The sequence below is a fragment of the Variovorax sp. GW821-FHT10C12 genome, from assembly GCF_059415405.1.
Map to the genome: position 1 here is coordinate 2,572,997 of NZ_JBWKNE010000001.1, position 23,103 is coordinate 2,596,099.

21 protein-coding genes are annotated in these 23,103 nt (G+C 70.6%); 14 read left to right on the plus strand and 7 right to left on the minus strand.

The window, feature by feature from the left end; genetic code table 11:
- Positions 1 to 47 precede the first annotated feature (47 nt).
- Together AC07OH_RS12105 and AC07OH_RS12110 are read left to right on the plus strand one after the other, a co-directional pair.
- Positions 48 to 860: a helix-turn-helix transcriptional regulator gene (locus AC07OH_RS12105; RefSeq protein WP_495300809.1), complete on the plus strand. Its 813-nt coding sequence runs from the start codon at positions 48 to 50 to the stop codon at positions 858 to 860.
- Positions 861 to 1,076: 216 nt separating this feature from the next.
- Complete coding sequence (locus tag AC07OH_RS12110; protein ID WP_495300810.1) at positions 1,077 to 2,069, plus strand: alpha/beta hydrolase; 993 nt, start codon at positions 1,077 to 1,079, stop codon at positions 2,067 to 2,069.
- A 34-nt stretch (positions 2,070 to 2,103) separates the two neighbouring features.
- On the opposite strand, the gene AC07OH_RS12115 is transcribed toward AC07OH_RS12110, so the two are convergent.
- From AC07OH_RS12115 to AC07OH_RS12125, 3 genes are read right to left on the minus strand one after another with little or no spacing between them, the layout of a single operon-like run.
- Positions 2,104 to 4,368, minus strand: coding sequence for a xanthine dehydrogenase family protein molybdopterin-binding subunit (locus tag AC07OH_RS12115; RefSeq protein WP_495300811.1), 2,265 nt, complete (start codon positions 4,366 to 4,368; stop codon positions 2,104 to 2,106).
- 13 nt (positions 4,369 to 4,381) lie between these two features.
- Positions 4,382 to 4,855: a (2Fe-2S)-binding protein gene (locus AC07OH_RS12120; RefSeq protein ID WP_070063074.1), complete on the minus strand. Its 474-nt coding sequence runs from the start codon at positions 4,853 to 4,855 to the stop codon at positions 4,382 to 4,384.
- Between the two features lie 37 nt (positions 4,856 to 4,892).
- Positions 4,893 to 5,240, minus strand: a complete 348-nt coding sequence (locus AC07OH_RS12125) for a c-type cytochrome (protein ID WP_307635475.1) — start codon at positions 5,238 to 5,240, stop codon at positions 4,893 to 4,895.
- 204 nt (positions 5,241 to 5,444) lie between these two features.
- Between AC07OH_RS12125 and AC07OH_RS12130 the strand changes: the two genes are divergently transcribed.
- The 3 genes from AC07OH_RS12130 (at position 5,445) to AC07OH_RS12140 (ending at position 8,102) form a co-directional block, all read left to right on the plus strand.
- Positions 5,445 to 6,374 (plus strand): AraC family transcriptional regulator, encoded by a 930-nt coding sequence (locus tag AC07OH_RS12130; RefSeq protein ID WP_495300812.1) that lies wholly within the window; start codon positions 5,445 to 5,447, stop codon positions 6,372 to 6,374.
- A gap of 94 nt (positions 6,375 to 6,468) precedes the next feature.
- A complete protein-coding gene (gene miaA / locus AC07OH_RS12135) occupies positions 6,469 to 7,455 on the plus strand; it encodes a tRNA (adenosine(37)-N6)-dimethylallyltransferase MiaA (protein WP_495300813.1) in 987 nt (328 codons plus the stop codon).
- Positions 7,452 to 8,102: an ABC transporter ATP-binding protein gene (locus tag AC07OH_RS12140; RefSeq protein ID WP_495300814.1), complete on the plus strand. Its 651-nt coding sequence runs from the start codon at positions 7,452 to 7,454 to the stop codon at positions 8,100 to 8,102. Before miaA ends, AC07OH_RS12140 begins: the two co-directional genes overlap by 4 nt.
- Positions 8,103 to 8,111: 9 nt before the next feature.
- Here AC07OH_RS12140 and AC07OH_RS12145 read toward each other — a convergent pair whose 3' ends face one another.
- Complete coding sequence (locus AC07OH_RS12145; RefSeq protein WP_495300815.1) at positions 8,112 to 9,068, minus strand: threo-3-hydroxy-L-aspartate ammonia-lyase; 957 nt, start codon at positions 9,066 to 9,068, stop codon at positions 8,112 to 8,114.
- Between the two features lie 115 nt (positions 9,069 to 9,183).
- Here AC07OH_RS12145 and AC07OH_RS12150 point away from each other — a divergent pair, with 115 nt between their 5' ends.
- The 5 genes from AC07OH_RS12150 (at position 9,184) to AC07OH_RS12170 (ending at position 13,903) form a co-directional block, all read left to right on the plus strand.
- The gene (locus tag AC07OH_RS12150; RefSeq protein ID WP_492736261.1) at positions 9,184 to 9,894 is read left to right on the plus strand and encodes a GntR family transcriptional regulator; all 711 of its coding nucleotides are present in this window, start codon (positions 9,184 to 9,186) and stop codon (positions 9,892 to 9,894) included.
- Positions 9,891 to 10,766 (plus strand): phytanoyl-CoA dioxygenase family protein, encoded by an 876-nt coding sequence (locus tag AC07OH_RS12155; RefSeq protein WP_495270452.1) that lies wholly within the window; start codon positions 9,891 to 9,893, stop codon positions 10,764 to 10,766. The genes AC07OH_RS12150 and AC07OH_RS12155 overlap by 4 nt, the downstream gene beginning before the upstream one ends.
- 5 nt (positions 10,767 to 10,771) lie before the next feature.
- A complete protein-coding gene (locus AC07OH_RS12160) occupies positions 10,772 to 12,133 on the plus strand; it encodes an NAD(P)H-dependent oxidoreductase (protein WP_495300816.1) in 1,362 nt (453 codons plus the stop codon).
- Positions 12,134 to 12,299: 166 nt separating this feature from the next.
- Positions 12,300 to 12,674 carry a YciI family protein gene (locus AC07OH_RS12165; protein WP_159271118.1) on the plus strand — a complete coding sequence of 125 codons (375 nt, stop codon included), beginning with the start codon at positions 12,300 to 12,302 and terminating at the stop codon, positions 12,672 to 12,674.
- Positions 12,671 to 13,903 carry an RNA polymerase sigma factor gene (locus AC07OH_RS12170; protein ID WP_495300817.1) on the plus strand — a complete coding sequence of 411 codons (1,233 nt, stop codon included), beginning with the start codon at positions 12,671 to 12,673 and terminating at the stop codon, positions 13,901 to 13,903. The genes AC07OH_RS12165 and AC07OH_RS12170 overlap by 4 nt, the downstream gene beginning before the upstream one ends.
- A gap of 5 nt (positions 13,904 to 13,908) precedes the next feature.
- Here AC07OH_RS12170 and AC07OH_RS12175 read toward each other — a convergent pair whose 3' ends face one another.
- On the minus strand, positions 13,909 to 15,333 hold the full coding sequence (locus tag AC07OH_RS12175; RefSeq protein ID WP_495300818.1) for a serine hydrolase domain-containing protein: 1,425 nt from the start codon (positions 15,331 to 15,333) through the stop codon (positions 13,909 to 13,911).
- Positions 15,334 to 15,406: 73 nt separating this feature from the next.
- Between AC07OH_RS12175 and AC07OH_RS12180 the strand changes: the two genes are divergently transcribed.
- The 4 genes from AC07OH_RS12180 (at position 15,407) to AC07OH_RS12195 (ending at position 20,335) form a co-directional block, all read left to right on the plus strand.
- Complete coding sequence (locus AC07OH_RS12180; protein WP_495300819.1) at positions 15,407 to 17,992, plus strand: FtsX-like permease family protein; 2,586 nt, start codon at positions 15,407 to 15,409, stop codon at positions 17,990 to 17,992.
- 293 nt (positions 17,993 to 18,285) lie between these two features.
- On the plus strand, positions 18,286 to 19,425 hold the full coding sequence (locus AC07OH_RS12185) for an acyl-CoA dehydrogenase family protein (protein WP_495300820.1): 1,140 nt from the start codon (positions 18,286 to 18,288) through the stop codon (positions 19,423 to 19,425).
- A gap of 36 nt (positions 19,426 to 19,461) precedes the next feature.
- A complete protein-coding gene (locus AC07OH_RS12190; RefSeq protein ID WP_354345040.1) occupies positions 19,462 to 19,902 on the plus strand; it encodes a MaoC family dehydratase N-terminal domain-containing protein in 441 nt (146 codons plus the stop codon).
- Positions 19,903 to 19,918: 16 nt separating this feature from the next.
- Positions 19,919 to 20,335, plus strand: a complete 417-nt coding sequence (locus tag AC07OH_RS12195) for a MaoC family dehydratase (protein WP_062482834.1) — start codon at positions 19,919 to 19,921, stop codon at positions 20,333 to 20,335.
- A gap of 43 nt (positions 20,336 to 20,378) precedes the next feature.
- On the opposite strand, the gene AC07OH_RS12200 is transcribed toward AC07OH_RS12195, so the two are convergent.
- Positions 20,379 to 21,353, minus strand: a complete 975-nt coding sequence (locus tag AC07OH_RS12200) for a tripartite tricarboxylate transporter substrate binding protein (protein WP_495300821.1) — start codon at positions 21,351 to 21,353, stop codon at positions 20,379 to 20,381.
- A gap of 22 nt (positions 21,354 to 21,375) precedes the next feature.
- Complete coding sequence (locus AC07OH_RS12205) at positions 21,376 to 23,085, minus strand: AMP-binding protein (RefSeq protein WP_495300822.1); 1,710 nt, start codon at positions 23,083 to 23,085, stop codon at positions 21,376 to 21,378.
- Between the last annotated feature and the right edge of the window lie 18 nt (positions 23,086 to 23,103).

Sequence of the window (23,103 nt, forward strand, 5' to 3'; positions counted from 1 at the left end):
ATCACATTACAATTTAATTGTTTATCCTATTACTGGAGACAACAGCCTTGATCGAGCGCAGCCTCAGCCGCACCAAGAACGAGCTGTCGGAGTTCCTGACCCGGCACCGCCGCAAGCTCACGCCCGCCGATGTCGGCCTGCCCTCCCAGGGGCGGCGCCGCACGCCCGGCCTGCGGCGCGAAGAGGTCGCGGTGATGGCTGGTGTGGGGCTCACCTGGTACACGTGGTTCGAACAGGGGCGCGAAATCCAGGTGTCACAGAAATTCTTGCTCGGCGTGGCGCATGCCTTGAAGCTCGACGACGCCGAGTGCAGCCACCTGTTCCTGCTGGCCCACAAGCGCCCGCCGCCGCCCGAGGCCTATCAGCCGGTGTCGGTCACGCCCCACATCCAGCAGCTGATGGACGACCTGCCGACCCGCCCCGCCTACGTGTGCAACCTGCGCTGGGATGTCGTGGCCTGGAACGCGGCGGCCGAGGCGCTGTTCGGCTTCAGCACGCGCGAACCCGAAGTGCGCAATCTGCTGCGCATGGTGTTCGCCGACCCCGAACTGCGGCGCCGCCTGCCCGCCTGGCGCGACGATGCGCCCCGGCTGCTGGCGCAATTTCGTTACGACTTCGCCATCGCCCCCGACGATCCGGCCATGCTCGGCCTGGTCGCAGACCTGAAAGAACTCTCGCCCGACTTCCGCCGCTGGTGGGACACCCCCGACAGCGCGACCGCCCGGCGCGGCCTCGGATGCGTACGGATGGCCGACAGGACCGACACCGGGCCGTTGGAGTTTCACCACGAAACACTGGTCGTCGACGCGCACCGGCACCTGCGGATGGTGGTGTATTTCGTGCAGCCGGCACCGGGCTGAGCCCCGCGGCCTGCGGGGCAGATCGGCGCTGTCAGCGCCCATTTCGAGGGTTTTCGAGGGTTTTGCAGCGTCATCCACGGTGCGGGCACGCACGTTGCATGGTCTCGTGCCAGGCGCCGGCGAGCGCTGCACAGGGGGAATATGACTCGCGATGCCGACGCGTTTCAGAAAGCAAGCAGATGAACTTTCGGCCGACTTTCGCTGTCCCTCCACGCAATGATCAAACGCTGGCCCCTCCTCGCGTCCATCTTTTCGCTCTGTGCCCTGCTGGCCGCCGGCTGTTCGACCCTCGACGAACGCCAGCGCGAATGGATCTTCCAGCCCAGCGACCGCAGCTGGGGCAACTCGGCCCAGATGACCGAAGGCATGCAGGATGTCTGGATCGACTTTCAATCGTCCATCACCGGTGAACCGGCGCGCCTGCACGGCCTGTGGCTCGGCGGCGCCCCTGAAACCACCGAGACCCCCGTGCTGCTGTACCTGCATGGTGCGCGCTACAACGTGGCCGGCTCGGCGCCGCGCATCCAGCGCATGCACGAGCTGGGCTTCTCGGTGCTGGCCATCGACTACCGCGGCTTCGGCAAGAGCTCCAAGGGCCTGCCCTCGGAAGCCTCGGCCCGCGAAGACGCCCGCGCCGCCTGGACCTGGCTCGCCGCGCGCCATCCGCGCCAACACCGTTACATCTTCGGCCACTCGCTGGGCGGCGCCATCGGCATCGACCTGGCGGCCACGGTGAACGACGAGAGCGGCACCATCGTCGAGAGCACCTTCACCTCCATCGCCGACGTGGTCAGCAGCTTCAAGTGGGGCTGGCTGCCCTTCGGCCCCTTCATCACGCAGCGCTTCGAGGCGATCAACACCGTCAAGGACATCGGCGCGCCGCTGCTGGTGGTGCACGGCACCGCCGACAGCCTGATCAACCCGACGCTCGGGCGCAAGCTGTACGACGCGGCCACGGTGCCCAAGATGTTCGTGCTGGTCGAAGGCGGCTCGCACCACAACACCAACTCGGTGGGCGCGACGCAGTACCGCGCGGCGCTCTCGCAGCTGTTCCGCATGAAGCCCGAAGGCAGCAGCACCGTGGCGGACAACCGGCCGCAGCCGCGGCTGGTGTCGCCGCAGCCTTCGCAGCCGTCCTCGCCTTCTGCCGCGCTGTCGCCGCAGAGCGTGCGGGGCGAGGCGCAGACGCCCGCCCCCGCCGCCATCTAGCCCGGCTTTTCAGCCGGTTCCGTTCCCGCCCGCGTCAGGCTGAGGCCAGGTCGAACGGCAGCTGGCGCAAGGGCTTGCCCGTCAGCCGCGCCACGGCGTTGGCGAAGGCAGGCGCCAGTGGCGGCAGGCCCGGCTCCCCCATCCCCTTGGGCGCATCGGCGCTGGGCACGATGTGCACATCGAACTCGGGCACCTGCGTGATGCGCGCCACGCTGAAGTCGCCGAAATTGCCCTGCTGCACGACACCGTCCTTCAGCGTGATGGCGCTGCCCTGCAGGCAGGTCGACAGCCCCATCACCGCGGCGCCCTGCACCTGCGCTTCCACGCTGCGCGGGTTCACTGCCAGGTTGCAGTGCACGCCCGAGGTCACGCGGTGCAGCACGGGCTGGCCGTCCTTCACCGACGCTTCGACCACATAGGCCACCACCGACTCGAAGGACTCGTGCACGGCCACGCCCCAGGCGCGGCCCTCGGCCAACTTCTTCTTGCCGTAGCCGCTCTTGTCGACCGCCAATTGCAGCGCGGCGCGGTGGCGCGGGTGCTTGTCGCCGAAGAGGTTCATGCGGTAGGCCACCGGGTCCTGCTGGGTCGTGCGAGCGATCTCGTCGATCAGCGTTTCCATCACGAAGGCGGTGTGCGTGGAGCCCACGCTGCGCCACCACAGCACCGGCACGTTGACCTGCGGGTGGTGCACCGTGAGGCGCATCGGCACGGGGTACGGATCGCGCATGCCCTCGACGGCCGTGGCGTCGATGCCGTCCTTCACCATCATGCCGGCGAACACCGTGCCCGCGGTGATCGACTGGCCGACGATCACGTGGTCCCACGCGAGGATCTTGCCGCGTTCGTCGAAACCGATGCGTGCGCGGTGCAGGTGCATGGGGCGGTAGTAGCCGCCCTTGATGTCGTCCTCGCGGCTCCACAGCAGGCGCACCGGTGCGTCTTTCAGGCCGGCGGTGCGCGCGGCCTTGGCGATCTCGCAGGCCTCGACCACGAAGTCGCTCGAGCCCACGAAGCGCCGGCCGAAGCCGCCGCCCGCCATCTGCACGTTCACCTTCACCTGCGCGGGGTCGAGCTTCAGCGTGCGCGCCGCGGCCTGACCGTCGAGGTCGGCGGACTGCGTGCCGACCCACAGCTCGGCGCGGCCGTCCGACAGCTTCACGGTGCAGTTCTCCGGCTCCATGGGCGCGTGGGCCAGGTAGGGAAACACGAACTCGGCCTCGAGCTTGTGCGGCGCGCCGGCCAGCGGCGCCATGTCGGCGTCGAACTTGCGGTTGCCGGGGCGGCCGGCCAGTTCGCGGTACTGGGCCAGCTGCTTGTCGCTGTCGACCTTCTCCACCGCGTCGGTGTTCCACTGCAGCTTGAGCGCGTCGCGGCCCAGCTTGGCGGGCCAGTAGCCGTCGGCCACCACGGCCACGCCTTCGGCGCCGCGGTCCAGCGGAATGCGCAGCACGGCCTTCACGCCCTTGACGGCGCGCGCCGCGCTGTCGTCCACCGAGGCCAGGCGGGCACCGAACACGGGCGGATGCGCCACCACGGCCGTGAGCAGGCCGGGCTGCTTCACGTCGATGCCGAAGTCTTGCCGCCCGCTGCTCTTGGCGCGCGCGTCCAGGCGCGTGGTCGGGCGGCCGATGATGCGGAAGTCCTTCGGGCTCTTCAGCGTGACCGTCTCGGGCACCGGCAGCGCCATGGCCGCTTCGGCCAGTTCGCCGTAGCCCGCCTTGCGCCCGCCCGGGCCGATCACGGTGCCGGCCTGCGTGCGCAGCGTGGCCACGTCGACCTTCCAGCGCTGTGCGGCTGCCGACAGCAGCATGGCCCGCGCACGCGCGCCCAGTTCGCGGTACTGCGTGTAGCTGTTCTTGATCGAGTTGGAACCGCCGGTCAGGTGCATGCCGAACAATGGGTCGGCGTAGGCGGCATCGTTGGTGCCGCTGCGGCTGCGCACGAGGGCCCAGTCGGCATCGAGCTCCTCGGCCAGGATCATCGGCAGGCCGGTCTGCACGCCCTGGCCGAACTCGAGGCGGTTGATGGTGACCGTGACCTCGCCGTTGGGCGCGATCTGCACGAAGGCCGAGGGTTGTTGCGTCGGCTTGAGTGCGCCGCCGGCCTTGGCCGGACCGTCGGCCTGCGCCATGGCCATGTGGGGGAAAGCGCCGAGCACGAGGCCGCCGGCGCCGGCCATCTTCAGGAAGCTGCGACGGGGCAGCGTGGCGGCCGCGTCGGCGTCATCGGTCGCAGGCTGGGCCATCAGGCGCTGCAGCGCGCGCGGCAGGTCGTTGTAGTCGATGTTTGGCAGCATGTCGTCGGCTCCTTCAGGCGAGGGTCTTGGCCGCATCGGCCACGGCGGCGCGGATGCGGGCGTAGGTGCCGCAGCGGCAAATGTTGCCGGCCATGGCCGAGTCGATCTCGTCGGTGCTGGGCTGCTTGCCCTTGGGCAGCGACTGCAGGAAGGCGGTCGCGCTCATGATCTGGCCGCTCTGGCAGTAGCCGCACTGCGCGACGTCGTGCTTGACCCACGCGGCATGCACGGCCGCGCCCACGCGGTCGTTGCCGCCGGTCACGGCTTCGATGGTGGTGATCTTCTTGCCCTCGGCCGCGGCGATGGGCGTGATGCACGAGCGGATGGCCTGGCCGTCCATGTGCACGGTGCAGGCGCCGCACAGCGCCGCGCCGCAGCCGAACTTGGTGCCGGTCATGCCCAGCGTGTCGCGCAGGGCCCAGAGGATGGGGGTGCCGGGGTCGGCGTCGACCGTGTGGTCACGGCCGTTGACGTGGAGCGCGCTCATGTGGGTTTTCTCCGTGGGTAGGTGGGATGGGTCGGATTCACTTGGCGCCGTCGAGCACCCATTGCGCGAGCGCCTGCAGGTCCGCGTCGGGGACCTGGGCTTGCGCGGGCATGGGCATCGCGCCCCACTTGCCCGAGCTGCCGGCCTTCATGCTGGCCGCCAGCTGCGCGGCGGTGCCTTTGCCGTCGCCGTAGCGCGCGCCGATCTCTTTCCAGGAAGGGCCCACCACCTTCACGGCGGGCTGGTGGCAGGCCACGCACGCGTACTTCTGCGCCAGCGCGGTGCTGGCAAAGGCGGGCGCGGACCCGGCCATGCTCGCGCCGATGGCCAGTGCGGCCACGAGCGAGGCGGTGATGCGATGCGGATGTCGTTCGTCGTGGGTCATTTCTTTTTTCATCATCGTGGAGGGGAAGCACGGTCCTCGCGCCGCGCGCGGCAGGACTTCACGGCGGCCAGTGTCCGACGAAGCGCCCGCCGCCACTTGCCCAATCCGCGCGCGTTCTTGCCTGAAACAACGAGACTGCGCCGGAAACGCCAAGCGCATGAGATGCGCCCGCTAGACTTTGCGCAAGCACCCGAAAGGATTCAGATGGAAGTGCTACAGCCGACGCAGCCAGACGATTCGGCCGTCCTCGGTGCCCTGGCCGCGGCCGTCGGGCGCATTGCCCGAAACGACGGCGACCACGCCACCGCCATTCCCGAACTCTCGCTGCACCGTCGCAGCGCCGCGACCGAGCCCGTGCATTGCATCTACGGCTTCGGCCTGGGCATCACCGTCGGCGGACAGAAGCGCGCGGCGCTCGGCGACGAGATCTATGAATACGGCGCCGGGCAGTCGCTGCTGATCACGGCCGACCTGCCCGTGGTGGCGCACGTCACCCGCGCCAGCGCGGCGCAGCCCTTCCTGGGCCTCATGATCCGGCTCGATCCGCGCGCCATCGTGCAGGTGGCGACCGAGATGGCGTTGCCGCCACCGTCCAGGGAGCCCCACAACCAGCGCGCCCTGTCGCTGGGCGCGCTCGACCCGACGCTGCTGGGCACCGTCACGCGGCTCGTCGAGCTGCTGGCCGAGCCCCGGCTCGTTCCCCAGCTTGCGCCACTGCTGCAGAAGGAAATCGTCGTGCGCCTGCTCGCCGGGCGCCACGGCCCGCAGCTGCAGCGCCTCGTGACCGTCGGCTCGCCCTGCCAGCAGGTGGCGCAGAGCCTGGCGTGGCTCAAGATGAATTTCAGGAAGCCCGTGCAGGCGGACGAGCTGGCCGCGTCCGCGCACATGAGCCCGTCGACCTACCGCCAGCACTTCCGCGCCGTGACGGGCATGAGCCCGATGCAGTACCTGAAGCAGCTGCGCCTGCAGGAAGCGCGGCAGCTGATGCTGAACCAGAACATCGACGCGGGCACGGCCGGCGTGCGCGTGGGCTACGAAAGCGCCTCGCAGTTCAGCCGCGAGTACGCGCGCCTGTTCGGTGCGCCGCCGCTGCGCGACATCCGGCGGATGCGGGACGCGACCGCCGTCGCCTGAGCACTGCGTCGCAGGCAAGCCCCGGGCAGCCGCCCGGCGTCCCAGACAAGCCCCATGCAGCGGCCCGGCGCGTGCCATTTGCTACCCTCGACGCATGCCCCCCGCTTCCCCTGTTCCCCCGCGCTACATCGCGCTCGCCGGCCCCACCGCGTCCGGCAAGACCGCCGTCGCCCTGGCCGTGGCCCGGCTGCAGCCGGTCGAGATCGTCAGCGTCGACTCGGCGCTGGTCTACCGCGGCATGGACATCGGCACCGCCAAGCCCACCGCCGCCGAGCAGGCCGCGGTGCCGCACCACCTGATCGACATCCTCGATGCGCGCGACAGCTACAGCGCCGCCGCCTTCGTGGCCGACGCCACAAGGCTCATCGACGCCATCCGCGCGCGCGGCGCGCTGCCCCTGCTCGTGGGCGGCACCATGCTGTACTTCAAGGCGCTGTTCGACGGCATCGACGCCATGCCCGCCGCCGCCCCCGCCGTACGCGCGCGCCTCGATGCCGAAGCCGCCGCGCTCGGCTGGCCCGCCATGCATGCGCGGCTGGCGCAGGTCGATCCCGTCACCGCCGCGCGGCTCGCGCCGCAGGACAGCCAGCGCATCCAGCGCGCGCTCGAGGTGTGGGAAAGCAGCGGCCAGCCGCTGTCGAGCTTCCATGCGAGCGACACCAAGGCCGCCAAGGCCGTCGACGGCGGCGTGCTCGTGTCGCTCGAACCCGAAGACCGCGCCTGGCTGCACGGGCGCATCGCCGAGCGCTTCGACGCGATGCTCGCGGCCGGTTTTCTCGACGAGGTGAAGGCGCTGCGCGCGCGCGGCGACCTGTCGCCCGACCTGCCCTCGATGCGCTGCGTCGGCTACCGCCAGGCCTGGGAGATGTTCGACGCCTGCGGCGACGCACCGCCCGACGCCAAGGCGCTGGGCGAACTGCGCGAACGCGGCATCGCCGCCACGCGCCAGCTCGCCAAGCGGCAGATCACCTGGCTGCGCAGCATGCCGCAACGCACCGTGATCGCCTGCGACGCACCCGACGCGGTGCAGGCCGCCGTGCGGCACATCGCGCAGATCGCTGGTTCGGCGTCACCCGCATGACGCTGCACCTCTCCAACCTCGGCAAGCACTACGGCGATGCGCCCGTCTTCGAACACGTGAGCCTGCAGGTCGCGCCCGGCGAGTTCGTCGCCATCGTCGGCGAATCGGGTGTGGGCAAGTCGACGCTGCTCAACTGCATGGCCGGCCTCGACAGCTGGGACGAAGGCAGCGTGTCGCACAACGGCACCGACATCGGCGCGCTCGACGGCGAGGCCCGCGCGCTGTGGAGGCGCCAGCACGTGGGCTTCGTGTTCCAGGCTTTTCATGTGCTGCCGCACCTCGACGTGGCGCAGAACGTGTCGCTGCCGCTGATGCTCTTGGGCCGCCCGCGCGAAGACGCGCGCGTGGCCCACATGCTGGAGGCCGTCGGCCTGCCCGGCATGGGCGCGCGGCTGCCGCAGACGCTCTCAGGCGGCCAGCTGCAGCGCGTGGCCATCGCCCGCGCGCTGGTGCACCGGCCCGCGCTGCTGCTGGCCGACGAACCCACCGGCAACCTCGACCCATCGACCGCCGCGAAGGTGATGGACCTGCTGATCGGCCAGACGCGCGAGCACGGCGCCTCGCTGGTGCTGGTCACGCACTCCGAGAGCGCGGCGGCGCGCGCGGACCGGTTGCTGCACCTGACGGCGAGCGGTATCCGGGCCTGAAAAGAAAACTCAGCCGATCAGCGACGCGTAGCGCGACAGATCGACGTTCCCGCCGCTGATCACGATGCCCACGCGCTGGCCTTCGATGGCCTTCGCCGCAGCAATCGCACCCGCGAACGCGAGGCACCCCGTCGGCTCCACCACCATCTTCATGCGCTCCGCGAAGAAGCGCATCGCCTCGACGAGCTGCTCGTCGGTCACCGTGAAGATGTCGTCCACATCCCGCTGGATGATGCCGAAGGTGTACTCGCCCAGGTGCTGCGTCTGCGCACCGTCGGCGATGGTCTTGGGCGTGTCGATGTGCACGATCTTCCCGGCGCGCAGCGACTGCTGGCCGTCGTTGCCGGCCTCGGGCTCCACGCCGTAGACCTTGCAGGCGGGCGACAACGCACGCGCCGACAGCGCCGAGCCCGACAACAGCCCGCCGCCGCCCAGGCACACGAAGAGGTGATCGAGCGGGCCGGTCTCTTCGATGAGCTCCTTCACCGCCGTGCCCTGCCCCGTGAGCACGTCAGGATGGTCGTAGGGCGGAATCATCGTCATGCCGCGCTCCTGCGCGAGCCGCTTCGTCAGCGCCTCGCGGTCTTCGGTGAAGCGGTCGTACATCACCACTTCGGCGCCGTAGCCCTTCGTGGCCGCGACCTTGGCGGCGGGCGCGTCCTTGGGCATGACGATCACGGCCGGCATCGACAGCAGGCGTGCCGACAGCGCGATGGCCTGCGCGTGGTTGCCCGACGAGAACGCGATCACGCCGCCCTGGCGCTGCGCGGCATCGAACTTCGACAGCGCATTGAACGCACCACGGAACTTGAACGCGCCCATGCGCTGGAAGTTTTCGCACTTGAAGAAGAACTGCGCGCCCCAGCGCTCGTTGGCGGTGGTCGATTGCAGCACCGGCGTGCGGTGGGCATGGCCTTCGAGCCGCGCGGCCGCGGCGATGACGTCGTCGTAGGTAGGGAGTTGCATGGGTCGAGCTTAGCGGCGGCGCGCCGTTCCTTGCAGCCCCGATGGGTAAAAACCCTGGGATGCGCCCCGGCGCCAAACTCCGTACTCTGTATACAGAGTTCAGAAAAGGCCCACCATGCCCGCCCAGTTGCTCAGCATCGAAGTCGCCCCCGACCTCGTCGATCAGGTCTACCGCGCCCTGCTCGGCGCCATCAGCAGCGGCGCGCTCGCGCCGGGCGAGCGGCTCACGCAGGAGGACATCGCGGCGCGGCTCGCGGTGTCGCGCCAGCCGGTGCTGCAGGCGCTGCGGCTGCTCAAGAAGGACGGCTTCGTGCAGGACGCGCCCGGGCGCGGCGTGCTGGTGGCGCCGCTGGAGGCCGAGGCGATGCGCAAGGTCTACCAGGTGCGCGGCGCGCTCGACGTGCTGGCCGCGCGGCTGGCGGCGCAGCAGCGCTTTCGCATCGACCCGAAGCTCATCGAGCGCGGCCGGCGCGCGGCGCGCGGGCGCAATGTCGAAGCCATGATCGATGCCGACGTGGCCTTTCACCAGGCCATCTACGCCGCCTCGGGCAACCCGCTGATCGGCCAGAGCGCCGACCCGCACTGGCGCCACCTGCGCCGCGCGATGGGCGCGGTGCTGCAGGCCGAGCCGCAGCGCGAGTCGCTGTGGGACGAACACGAAGCCATTGCCGACGCCATTGCCGCCGGCGACGTCGAACGCGCCGCGCGCCTGAGCGACGAGCACGTCTCGCGCGCCAGCGACGCGCTGGCCGAGCGGCTCGCGCAGCAGCTGGCACGCACGGCATCCGCATCTGGAACCCCCACCCGAAAAGGAGACAAGGCATGAAGCTGACCCCCGAGCAACGCGCGCAGTTCGAGCGCGAGGGCTACCTCTTCTTCCCCGGCCACTTCTCGCCCGAAGAGACGAAGGTGCTGACCGAGGCGGTGCCCGACCTGTACAGCAAGCGCGCGGCCTTCAACGTGCGCGAGAAAGGCTCCGACGCTGTGCGCACGAACTTCGCGGCGCACCTCATCAGCGAGCCCTTCGCGCGGCTGGCGCGCCACCCGCGCATGGTCGAGCCGGTGATGGACCTGTTCGACGAGGCGGTCTACATGCACCAGTTCAAGATCAACGGCAAGATGGCCTTCGAGGGCGACGTGTGGCAGTGGCACCAGGACTACGGCACCTGGCTCAACGACGACCTGATGCCCACCGAGCGCGCGATGAACGTGGCCATCTTTCTGGACGAAGTGACCGAGCACAACGGCCCGCTGATGTTCATTCCGGGCAGCCACCGCAAGGGCGTGGTCGATGCGAAGCATGACCTCACGACCACCAGCTACCCGCTGTGGACGGTCGACAACGACCTGATCCGCCAGCTGGTCGACCGCGCCGGCGGCACGCAGGGCGGCATCGTCTCGCCCAAGGGGCCGGCCGGCTCGATGATCCTGTTCCACAGCTGCCTCGTGCATGCCTCGGGCAGCAACCTCTCGCCCTTCAACCGCGTGGCCGTGTACCTGAGCCTGTGCGCGGTCAGCAACCACATCCGCCGCCACCAGCGGCCCGAATACATCGCGCACAGAAACTTCGCGCCGATCGAGGTGCTGCCCGACGACTGCCTGCTGACGCCCTACCCCGTCGAGGTGCCGTGGAAAGACGGCCTGCCCGAGAGCGCGCTGCGCACCTCTCCCGACGTCATCGAAACCGTGGAAGCCTGACCGCCATGAGCCTGCACACCCGCCTGCAACAGCGCGCCGCCGAAGGCCGCCCCATCCGCATCGGCCTGATCGGCGCCGGCAAGTTCGGCGCCATGTACCTGGCGCAGATTCCGCGAACGCCCGGCGTGCAGCTGGTCGCCGTTGCCGACCTCTCGCCCGCCGCCGCGCGCTTCAACCTGGAGCGCGTGGGCTGGCAGGCCGAGCGCAGCAACGCCGGCTCGGTGCAGGAGGCGCTGAAGACCGGCGCCACCTGGATCACCGACGACTGGCAGGCCGTGACGCGCGAGCCCAGCATCGACATCGTGGTGGAGTGCACCGGCAACCCGGTCGCCGCGGTCGACCACTGCCTGGATGCCTTTGCGCACGGCAAGCACGTGGTCAACGTGACGGTCGAGGCCGACGCCTTCTGCGGCCCGCTGCTCGCGCACAAGGCGCAGCAGGCCGGCGTGGTGTATTCGCTGGCCTTCGGCGACCAGCCCGCGCTGATCTGCGACCTGGTCGACTGGGCCCGCACCTGCGGCTTTCCGGTGGTGGCGGCCGGGCGCGGCCACAAGTGGCTGCCGCACTTCACCGAATCGACGCCCGAGACCGTGTGGGGCAACTACGGCCTCACGCCCGAGCAGGCGAAGCGCGGCGGGCTCAACCCGAAGATGTTCAACAGTTTTCTCGACGGCTCCAAGCCGTCGATCGAGAGCTCGGCCGTGGCCAACGCCACCGGCCTGGGCGTGCCCTCCGACGGCCTGCTCTACCCGCCCGCGAGCGTGGAAGACATTCCCTTCGTCACGCGTCCGAAGAGCGAAGGCGGCGTGCTGGAACGCAAGGGCATGGTCGAGGTGATCTCGTCGCTCGAGGCCGACGGCCGCAAGATTCCCTACGACATCCGCATGGGCGTGTGGGTCACGGTCGAGGCCGAGACCGACTACATCAAGAACTGCTTCGAGGAATACAACGCCCACACCGACCCGAGCGGACGCTACTTCACGCTGTACAAGCGCTGGCACCTGATCGGGCTCGAGGTCGGCATGTCGGTGGCCAGCGTGGCGCTGCGCGGCGAGCCCACCGGCGTGGCCACCGGCTGGAACGCCGACGTGGTCGCCACCGCCAAGCGCGACCTCGCGGCGGGCGAGATGCTCGACGGCGAAGGCGGCTACACCGTCTGGGGCAAGCTGCTGCCGGCCGAGCGCTCGCTGCGCCTGGGCGGCCTGCCGCTCGGGCTGGCGCACAACGTCAGGCTCGTGCGCCCCGTGAAGAAGGGCCAGAGCCTGAGCTGGGCCGACGTGGCGATGGACACCACCACCGCCGCCTACCGGCTGCGCCAGGAAATGGAAGCGCTGTTCACGCCCGCTGTGCGCGCCCACGCGGCCTGAGCGCGACCTGAACGGCCCCGCGGCAGCGGGGCCTCTCGTTGCGCCAAACGGCGAACAGATCAAGAATCTTCTGCTCGGCACCGTTCCGGTGTCGAAATGACCGGTTGCGGGCCGTCATTGTGGTGAGCGCTCTTGCTCGGCAAGCTTTTCCTCACGGAGAAACACCATGCAGTACATGTTGATGTTCTACCAACCCGCCGCCGAATTCGAACAACGTGACGACCCCTCCTCGCAGGCCTACCGCGCGAGCTGGGTCGCCTATGCCGATGCGGTGCGCCAGTCGGGCGTCGCACTCGGCGGCCACGGCCTGCTGCCGCCCATGACCGGCACCACGCTGCGCGTGCGCGGCGACAAGCGCCAGGTGCAGGACGGCCCCTTCGCCGACACCAAGGAACAGCTCGGCGGCTACTTCGTCGTCGACGTGCCCGACCTCGACGCCGCGCTCGAATGGGCCGCGCGTGCGCCCTGCGCCGCCAGCGGCGGCGTCGAAGTGCGGCCGGTCTTCACCGCCACCGCAGCGGCGGGCGCGAGCCAGACGTGACCACTCCGGCGGCACACCACGCCGCCGAACGCGCGGCACGCGAGTCGTACGGGCGGCTGCTGGCCATCCTGTCCGCCCGCACGCACGACATCGCGGCCTCGGAAGACGCCCTGGCCGACGCCTTCGCCCGCGCGCTCGAGCGCTGGCCCGCCGACGGCGTGCCGGTGCAGCCCGACGCCTGGCTGCTGAGCGTCGCGCGGCACCGCAAGCTCGACGCCTGGCGCCACAGCCGTGTGCAGGACGACGCCACGCAGACCCTGCTGCTGCTCGCCGGCGAGATGGACGAGGCCGACCCTGATGCCGCCACCGTGCCCGACGAGCGCCTGCGCCTGCTGTTCGTCTGCGCGCACCCGGCCATCGACGCCGCCGCGCGCGCGCCGCTCATGCTGCAGACCGTGCTCGGGCTCGACGCCGCGCGCATGGCCGGCGCCTTCCTCACCTCGCCTTCTGCGTTGGGCCAGCGGCTGGTGCGCGCCAAGGCCCGCATCCGCGCCGCCGGCATTCCCTTCGAGTACCCGCAGGCGCGCGACCTGCCGCACCGGCTGCGCGACGTGCTCGACGGCATCTACGCCGCCTACGGCACCGGCTGGGACGACGTCGACGGCGCCGATGCCCTGCCGCGCGGCCTGACGACCGAGGCCATCGACCTGGGCCGCATCCTGTGCCGCCTGCTGCCCGCCGAGCCCGAGCCGCTGGGCCTGCTGGCGCTGATGCTGTTCTGCGAGGCGCGCACCGCGGCCCGCCGCACCGAGGCCGGCGCCTACGTGCCGCTCGACCAGCAGGACATCACGCGCTGGGACCACGCGCTGCTGGCCGAGGCCGAGCACCATCTGCGCATCGCGTCGGCCATGCAGTCGCTCGGGCCCTACCAGCTCGAGGCCGCGATCCAGTCGGCCCACTGCGAGCGCCGCGCGGGCGCCCCGGTGCCGCCCGAGGTGCAGGTGTCGCTGTACGAAGGCCTGCTCGCGCTGCGGCCCAGCATCGGCGCGCAGGTCAGCCTGGCGTGCGCGCTGGCGAATGCGCGCGGGCCCGAAATCGGGCTGCGCGCGCTCGATGCGATTCCGTCGGACGAGGTGGCGAGCTACCAGCCGTTCTGGGCCGCGCGTGCGCATCTGCTCGCGGCCGGCGGCGCGCGCGTGGCGGCGCGGCAGGCGTACGACCGGGCGATCGGGTTGAGCAGCAATGGGGCGGTGCGGGCGTACCTGCACGCGATGTCGGAACGGGCCTGAGGCGCTCAGTCCTGCGGCACAGCAACCCCCACGCGCCGCCCTTCGAGCCGGCTGCCGCCCTGCGTCAGCGTGACGCCATTCACCTCGCCACCCTCCCCACGCCGGAACACGAACTGCGCGCCGATGGCCGTCACCGCAAAACGATCCGGCCCGGTGGGCGTGAGGCCGTTGTAGCCCTTGCCCGACTCACGCGCCAGCAAACGCCCGTCGCGCACGGTGAAGCCCAGCACCTGCGCCTTGCCGACGCGGAACTCGCCCGCGTAGTCGGCCAGGCGCTTCGGATCGATCGGCACTTCGGTCGTCGGCACCGGGTAGCGGCTCTTGCCGATGGCGAGCATCACGGGCTGCAGCGGCGCGCGCTGGTTGCTGGCCAGCACGATGAGCGCCTCGCCGGTGTCGGGCGCCAGCAGCCAGAGCGTGCGGTAGCCCTCGGTGACGCCCGCGTGGTAGTAGGTGCGCCGGCCGGTCTCGGGGCCGCGCACCATCACGGCATAACCGATCTCGGCGCCCTCGTAGCGCGCGAGCGGCGTGAGCAGCCGCGCGGCGGCCGGGCCCAGCGGGCCGTGGGCGCCGGCGAGGATGGCGCGGCTGAAGGCCAGCATGTCGGCGGCGGTCGAGCGCAGCGCGCTGGCGGGCGCGTAGGCATGCATGTCGAAGCGGCGCTGGCGCTGGTCGCCCGCGAACGGCGGCGCCATGCGCGAGGCCTTGTCGCCGAGCGGGATCACGGTGTCGTTCATGCCCAGCGGCTCGGTGATGCGCGCACGCACCAGCTCGCCCCACGAAGTGCCGTAGCGCAGCGCCAGCAGCTGCCCGAGCAGCGCCATGCCGAAGTTGCTGTAGCGCGCCTCGCACGGCGCCGCGACGCCCGTGAGGTGGATGCGCGCGAGCGCGGCCCAGAACATCGGCAGGTCGAAGCTGCGGAACTGCTCGGCCAGCGCGGCGCCGCCGGTCACGCCGTCGGCCATCACGGGCAGGCAGCCGGTATGCGTGACGAGCTGCCGCAGCGTGATCGCGGCCACGGCGGGCGGCACGCCCTCGGCGTGGCCGGCCAGCAGCTTGCCCACGCTGTCGTCGAGCGCCACGTCGCCGCGCTCCACGGCCTGCGCCAGCAGCAGGCCGGTGAAGACCTTGGTGACCGAGCCGATCTCGAACATCGGCTGCTCCGCGCTGGCCGGCGCAATGGCGCGCGCCACCAGCGGCTCGGGGTTGTGGGCGATGCCGTAGGCGGCCTTGTCGCCGCGCAGCACGCCGACCACCAGCGTGCCGCGCTCGGCGCCGAGCGCGGTGCGGGCCAGCACGGCGGGATCGCTGGCGAGCGAGAGCGGTGCGGCCGGCGGTGCGAGTTGCGCACTCGCCGCGCCCGCCAGCCAGGGCACGAGAAGCCAGGGCGCCAGCCAGCGGCGGCACCAGGCGGAGGGCAGAAGCCGCATCGTCGGAATCCTCGGGCGTGAAGTCGTCATCGTCGAACAGACGCCATCCTGCCACGGCGGCCACAATGACCCCATGCGTGCATTGCTTTCGACCTTCTCCTGGCAGGAACTGCGCCACCACCCCTGGCGCAACGCGGCGGCCGTGCTGGCCGTGATGCTGGGCGTGGCGCTGGCGTTTTCGGTGCAGCTCATCAACGCCTCGGCGCTCGACGAGTTCTCCAGCGCGGTGCGCTCGGTGAACGGCCAGCCCGACCTCGAGGTGCGCGCCGCGCAGGGCAGCTTCGACGAGGCCGTGTTCGGCCGGCTCGCGCGCCGGCCCGAGGTGGCGCTGGCGAGTCCGGTGCTCGAGTTCCAGGCCCTGGCCCTGGGCCACGACGGGCGCCAGGTGCCGCTGCGCGTGATCGGCATCGATGCGCTCGCGCTGCCCACCATCGCACCCGCGCTGATGCCGCAGTCGGCCGCCGGCGCCGACCGCTTCGCGCTGTTCGCGCCCGGCCATGTGTTCCTCAACGCGGCGGCACGCCAGGCGCTGCAGCTGCCATTGCAGCCTGCGACCGGTGAAAGCCTGCAGCTGCGCAGCGGCGCCGCGTGGCAGCGCCTTGCGGTGTCGGGCCACGTGACGGCCGGTGGCGCGGCGCTGGCGGTGATGGACATCGCGGTCGCGCAGGAGCTGTTCGGCCCGCTCGGCCAGTTGAGCCGCATCGACCTGCGGCTGGCGCCGGGCACCGACCGCGCAGCCTTCGTGGCCGCACTCGAGAAGTCGCCCGATTGGCCGGCGGGCCTGAAGTTCGCCGAGCCGGGCGATGCGGCCGAGCGCGTGAGCAACCTGTCGCGCGCCTACCGCGTCAACCTCACGGTGCTGGCGCTGGTGGCGCTGTTCACGGGCGCGTTCCTGGTGTTCTCGGTGCTCGCGCTCAGCGTGGCCAAGCGCGCGCAGCAGTTCGCGCTGCTCGGCGTGCTGGGCCTCACGCCGCGAGGACGGCTGCGGCTGGTGCTGGCCGAATCGCTGGTGCTCGGGCTGATCGGCAGCGCCGCCGGCCTGGCGCTCGGCACCGCGCTCGCGGCCTTCGCGCTGCGCGTGCTGGGCGGCGACCTGGGCGGTGGCTACTTCGAAGGCGTGGCGCCCCGGTTGCACTGGAGCAGTAGCGCCGCGCTGCTGTATGGCGGGCTCGGCGTGGTGGCCGCGCTGGTGGGCGGCTGGTGGCCCGCGCGCGCCGCGCAGGCGCTGCCCGAGGCGCAGACGCTCAAGGGCCTGGGTGCGGCACCCGCGCAGGGCCGCCACCACTGGCTCGCACTCGGGCTCATCGGCGCGGGCGCGGCGCTGGCCAACCTGCCGGCCATCGGCGGCATTCCGGTGGCGGCGTACCTGTCGGTGGCCTGCCTGCTGGTGGGCGGCATCACCGCCCTGCCCTGGCTGATCGCGCTGCTGTACGACCGCGTGGCGCCGGCGTTTGCGCGGCGCGTGCTGCCGATGCTCGCCGTCGAGCGCGCGCGCCGCATGCGCGGCACGGCGGCCGTGGCGGTGAGCGGCGTGGTCGCGAGCCTGAGCCTGGCGGTGGCGCTCACGGTGATGGTCGCGAGCTTTCGCGAGTCGGTCACGCACTGGCTCGACGTGGTGCTGCCGGCCGACCTGTACGTGCGCGCCACCTCGGGCGGGCGCGGCAGCGGCAACAGCGGCGGCACCAGCAGCACCGACACCGCGACCTTCGCGCCGGCCTTCGTGCAGGCGCTGGCGCAGCTGCCCGGCGTGGCGCGCACCGGCACGCTGCGCACGCAGTCGCTGCAGCTCGACCCCGCACAGCCCGCCGTGACGCTGATCGCGCGCAGCCTCGAAGGCGGCGTGGTGCGCGGGCTGCCGCTGGTGGGCGAGGCGCTGCCGGTGCCGCCCGGGCAGACCGGCATCTACGTGAGCGAGCCGATGGTCGAGCTGTACGGCGCGAAGCCGGGCACCGCGTTTGCGCCGCTGTCCGATGCGATGCGCACGGCGACGCCGCAGGTGTTCTTCGTGGCCGGCGTGTGGCGCGACTACGCGCGGCAGTTCGGCGCCATCGCGATGGACGCGCGCGACTTCGAGCGCATCACTGGCGAGCGCGACGTGAGCGACGTCGCGCTGTGGCTCGCGCCCGGTGCGTCCGAAGCAGAAGTGCAGGCAGCCGTTCGCGCACTCGCCTCGCGCGCATCACGCGACGGCGCCGTGGAGCTCGCCTCGGTCGGCCAGATCCGCGCCACCTCGCTGCGCATCTTCGACCGCAGCTTTGCCGTCACCTACTGGCTGCAGGCCGTGGCCATCGCCATCGGCCTGTTCGGCATCGCCGCCAGCTTCAGCGCGCAGGTGCTGGCGCGGCGCAAGGAGTTCGGCCTGCTCGCGCACCTGGGCTTCACGCGGCGGCAGGTGCTGGCCGTCGTGGCCGGCGAAGGCGCGGCCTGGACCGCCATCGGCGCGGTGGCCGGGCTGCTGCTCGGGCTGGCCGTGTCGGTGGTGCTGGTGAAGGTGGTGAACCCGCAGAGCTTCCACTGGAGCATGGACCTGCTGGTGCCCTGGGTGCGGCTGCTGGCGCTGTGCGCGGCCGTGGTGGCGGCCGGCACGTTCACGGCGTGGATGGCGGGGCGCGCCGCGGCGGGGCGCGATGTGGTGCTGGCGGTGAAAGAGGACTGGTAGCGCCCGACATCCGCTGGACCCGTTCCACGGTCTCCTTCTCGCCAGCCGGGCGGCAGGTCTTCGGTGGCCTGGTGATCGGTGTCGCCAAAGGCCTGCCACTGGCCGTTGGCTACCTTGCGGGCCGGTTCGTCGGTCGCAACGCGCCCGGCCACGGCCCTTGATCGCGCGAACACGCCCTAGCCATCGCGGCTAGTGCGCCCGGCCCTGCGTCGCACGACGATCACTGAGGGAACGGATTTCGCCGTGACGCCTCCGGCGGATCGCTCCGTTCCGTCACCCAAGGAGATCGCGACATGCAGGTCGAACGCAGCGTCTATCGTGAGGACCACGAGACATTCCGCACCACGGTGCGCCGCTTTCTCGAACGCGAGTGCGTGCCCCACCAGGCCGATTGGGACCGCGACGGCCAGGTCAGCCGCGAGGTCTGGCTAAAGGCCGGCCGCGAGGGCCTGCTGTGCACCACGCTGCCCACCGAATACGGCGGCGGTGGCGGCGACTTCGGCCACGCGGCCATCATTGCCGAGGAGATCGCGCACGCCGGTGTCGGCGGCCTGTCGATCGGGCTGCATTCGGACATCGTGGCGCCCTACATCCACCGCCTGGGCACCGAGGCGCAGAAACAAAAGTGGCTACCGGGCATCTGCCGCGGCGAGCAGATCCTGGCGGTGGCCATCACCGAACCGGGCGGCGGCTCGGACGTGAAGTCGCTGCGCACCACCGCCGTGCGCGACGGCGACGACTACCTCATCAACGGCAGCAAGACCTTCATCAGCAACGGCTTCCTCAGCGACCTGGTCGTCGTGGTGTGCAAGACCGACCCGGCCGCCGGCGCCAAGGGCGTGAGCCTGGTCGTGGTCGAGACGGACCGCGCGGGCTTTCGCCGCGGCCGCAAGCTCGACAAGGTCGGCATGCGCGCCCAGGACACGGCCGAGCTGTTCTTCGACAACATCCGCGTGCCGGTGGCCAACCGGCTGGGTGAAGAAGGCAAGGGCTTCGCCTACCTGATGCAGGAGCTGCCGCAGGAGCGTTTCATGATCGCCGTCAGCGCCGCGACCAAGCTCGAGCGGCTGCTCCAGCAGACCCTCGACTACGTGAAGGACCGCCGCGCCTTCGACCAGACGGTGTGGGACTTCCAGAACACGAAGTTCAAGCTGGCCGACATCAAGGCCCAGGCGGTGGCGCTGCGCACGATGGTCGATTACTACCTCGCGGCGCACATGAGCCGGCGCCTCACGGTGGAAGAAGCCGCGATCGCCAAGCTGTTCGCCACCGAGACGCTGTGGAAGTGCATCGACGACATGGTGCAGCTGCACGGCGGCTACGGCTACATGCTGGAGTACCCCATCGCACGCGCCTTCGTCGACATGCGCGTGAGCCGCATCTACGGCGGCACCAGCGAAGTGATGCGCGACCTGATCTCGCGCAAGCTGTAGGCCGGGCAAGCCGGCATTCAAACAAGGAGCATCTTCATGATCGACAGGAACATCATCGGCATGGCTTTCCCACCCTTTGCCATCACCGCCGAAGCCGGGCAGCTGCGCTTCTTCGCCAAGGCCATCGGCGAGACCGATCCGGTCTACTTCGACGAGTCCGCCGCGCGCGATGCCGGCCACCCCACCTTGCCGCTACCGCCCACCTTCCTGTTCTCGCTGGAACTCGCGCGTCCGCCGAGCAACTGGCGCGAGGAAGCCGGCATCGAGCTGGCGCGCGTGCTGCACGGCGAGCAGTCTTTTACCTACCGGCGCATGGCCCATGCGGGCGACACGCTGCACTTCGACAGCCGGGTCACCGACGTCTACGAGAAGAAGGGCGGCGCGCTCGAGTTCGTCGTCATGGAAACCCGCGTCACCAACCAGCGCTCGGAGCACGTGGCCGACATCCGCAAGGTGCTGGTGCACCGCAATGGCTGAACACAAGGAACACCCGATGAAGACCCTGAATTTCGACGCCCTCGAACCTGGCGATACCTTGCCCCCACTGGCCCTCGCCCCGATCAACCGCACGACCCTGGCGCTGTTCGCCGGCGCATCGAACGACCACAACCCGATGCACATCGACCTCGACTTCGCGCAACGCGGCGGCATGCCCGACGTGTTCGCGCACGGCATGCTGTCGATGGCCTACCTGGGCCGCCTGCTGACGCAGTGGGTCGACCAGCGCAAGGTGCGCCAGTTCAACGCGCGCTTCGCCGGCATCACGCACCTGGGCCATGCCATCACCTGCACGGGCGAGGTCATCGAGAAATTCGAGGCCGGCGGCGAGGAGCGGGTGAAGGTGGAGATCCGCACCACCAACCAGGACGGCGAGGTGAAGATCCTGGGCGACGCGGTCATCGCGCGCTGACCTGACCCGACGTGGTCCCCGGCACCGGGGACCGCGCGATCGATCACTGCATGAAATTCGGCCCGGCCAGCTTGACCAGTTCGCGCGTGCGCACCGATTCACTTGCAATCATCGCGCTGAACGGCTCCCGGCCCGTGCCGGCAAACTCCCCACCGCTGATGCGCACCACCTGCTCGCGGAACGCCGGGTCGGCGGCCGCGCGCACCATCAGTGCCTCGAACTTGCCGGCAATCGGCGCCGGCGTCTTGGCACGGATCGCAAAGCCGATGAAGGTGAAGAGCGTGTAGTCGGCCACGCCGCCCTCCTGCACGGTGGGAACTCCCGGCATCAACGCATGGCGCTTGCCCGACGACACGCCCAGCCCGCGCACCTTGCCCGAGGCGATCAGCGGCGCCGCGCCGCCGACGTCGGTCAGCGCCGCATCGGCCACGCCGCCGATCACGTCGGCGATGGCCTGCGAGGCGCCCTTGTAGGGAATGGCGTTGAACTTCACGCCCGCCCGGCGCGCGAGGTCCAGCGCGCCCAGCCGGTACGAGTTGCCGTAGACACCGATGCTGACCGACCCCGGCGCCTTGCGGGCCGCATCGAGCAGGTCGCCCAGCGTCTTGAAGCGCGAGTCGGGCGATGTCACCAGCACGGCCGGAATGCGCACCAGGTCGAGCATCGGCGTCAGGTCTTCCACCTTGTAGGGCAGGTCCTTGATGACCAGCGGATTGATCACCATGGTGCTGTTGCTCACGAGCACCACCGAATGGCCGTCCGGCGGCGCGCCCAGCAGGTTCTGCGTACCAACGACAAGATCGGCGCCCGGCCGGTTCTCGACGAAGGTCGCCTGCCCCGAGACGGCCCTGAACTGCTCCGCCATCAGCCGCGTGAGCGTGTCCCCGCTGCTGCCGGGCCCGATGGGCACGATGAAGCGCACCGCGCGGGAGGGATAGGCCTCGTCGGCCTGGGCCTGCGAGAGCATGGGGACGGCCACGGCCAGGGCCAGCCACACGGCACCGATCTTCTTGTTCATGTCTTGTCTCCTTGGAGGGTCTTCACGTGAGCGCGAGTGCCGCAGCGCGCGCGGCCTGGTCGTTCGCGTCCTGCTGCGCCTGCATCTCGCGCCACAGGATCTTTCCGGTCGCGGTCTTGGGCAGGGCCTCGACGAACTCGACCAGGCGCGGCACCTTGTAGGCCGACAGGCGGGTGCGCGCCCATTCCGTGACCGCCTCCGGCGCCAGCGTGCCGCGCGCCGCCGGACGCAGCACGACGAAGGCCTTGACGGTCTCGCCGCGGCGCGCATCGAAGGCCGAGATCACGCAGGCTTCCTGCACCGCCGGGTGGCCGTACAACGAGGTCTCGATCTCTGCGGGCCAGATCTTCAGGCCCGCCGCGTTGATCATTCGCTTGAGCCGGTCGGTGACATAGAAATAGCCGTCTTCGTCGTGATGGCCGATGTCGCCGCTGCGCAGGAAGCGCTTGCCGTCGATCTCGATGGTCGCCGCCGCCGTGGCCTCCGGCTGGTTCCAATAGCCCTCGAACAGGGTCGGCGCGTGGATCACGATTTCCCCGGGGTGCGCGGGCCCCAGCTCCGCGCCCGAATCCGGATCGATCACGCGGGCATCGCAGTTGATGTGCGGCACGCCCGCGCACTGGCGCCGCGCCGCCTGGGGCGGGTTGATGTGCGAAGCGCCGCAGGCCTCCGTGAGACCGTAGCTTTCGATGAAGGACAGCCCCAGCCGCTCCTCGATCTTGCGGATCAGCGCCTCGGGCATGGCCGTGGCGCCGCCATAGAGGCGCCGCAGCGACGACAGGTCGCGCTGCGCGATGTCGGGCCGCGAGAACACCTCGGCCAGCATCGGCGTGACGGCGCACCAGGCGTACAGGCGCAGCCGCTCGATCAGCTCGACCACCGCGTCGCCATCCCAGCGCGACAGCAGCACGACGGTGCGCCCGACGTAGATCGCCAGGTTCATCACGTTCATGCCGGCCAGGTGGCTGGCCGGCAGCACCAGCAGCTCGGACTGGTCGGCCTGCTCCGACAGCCACTGCACGCGCTGCAGCGATGCATGGGCAAAGTTGCGGTGCGTCAGCATGGCGCCCTTGGGCTTGCCGGTGGTGCCCGAGGTGTAGGCCACCACGGCAAGGTCGCCGCCCCCGCCCTGCATCGGGGTCGGCGCGATGCCTGCCGCGAGCGCGCCGGAGAACGTGTGCAGCCCGGGGCCGGCCAACGGCCGCCGCGCTTCGCGCACGAACTCGGGAATCTCGAGGAAGGGCACATCCTGCGGCCTTCCGGCCAGCTCGCAGACCGCGCCGACCACGCAGCCGTCCAGGCGGTTGTCGTCGAGCAGGGACTGCGCCCTGTCCATCATGTCCTGCGTGGCGATCAGCACCCGCGCGCCGGAGTCGCTGGCGTAGTAGGCCACCTCCTCGGCGGTGCTCATGGCGTTCATCGCCACCACCACGGCATCGCATCGCAGCACCGCGTAGTAGGCGATGACGAACTGCGGGCAGTTCTGCATCAGCAGCAGCACGCGGTCGCCGCGCCGCACGCCCAGCCGCTGCTGCAGGTAGCCGGCCAGCGCCAGTGCATCCGCATGCAGGCTGCGGTAGCTGGTCGAGCGTCCGTAGTAGGAGATCGCGACCTTGTCCGGCGCGGCCTCGGCGCTTCTGGCGAGGTGGCTGAACAGGTTGCGATCGGCCACTTCCAGCGTCTGCGGAACGCCGGCGGGCCAGTGTGCGTAGTGGCGGGTCAACCGTGCCATGAAAGCTGCCTGAAGGCG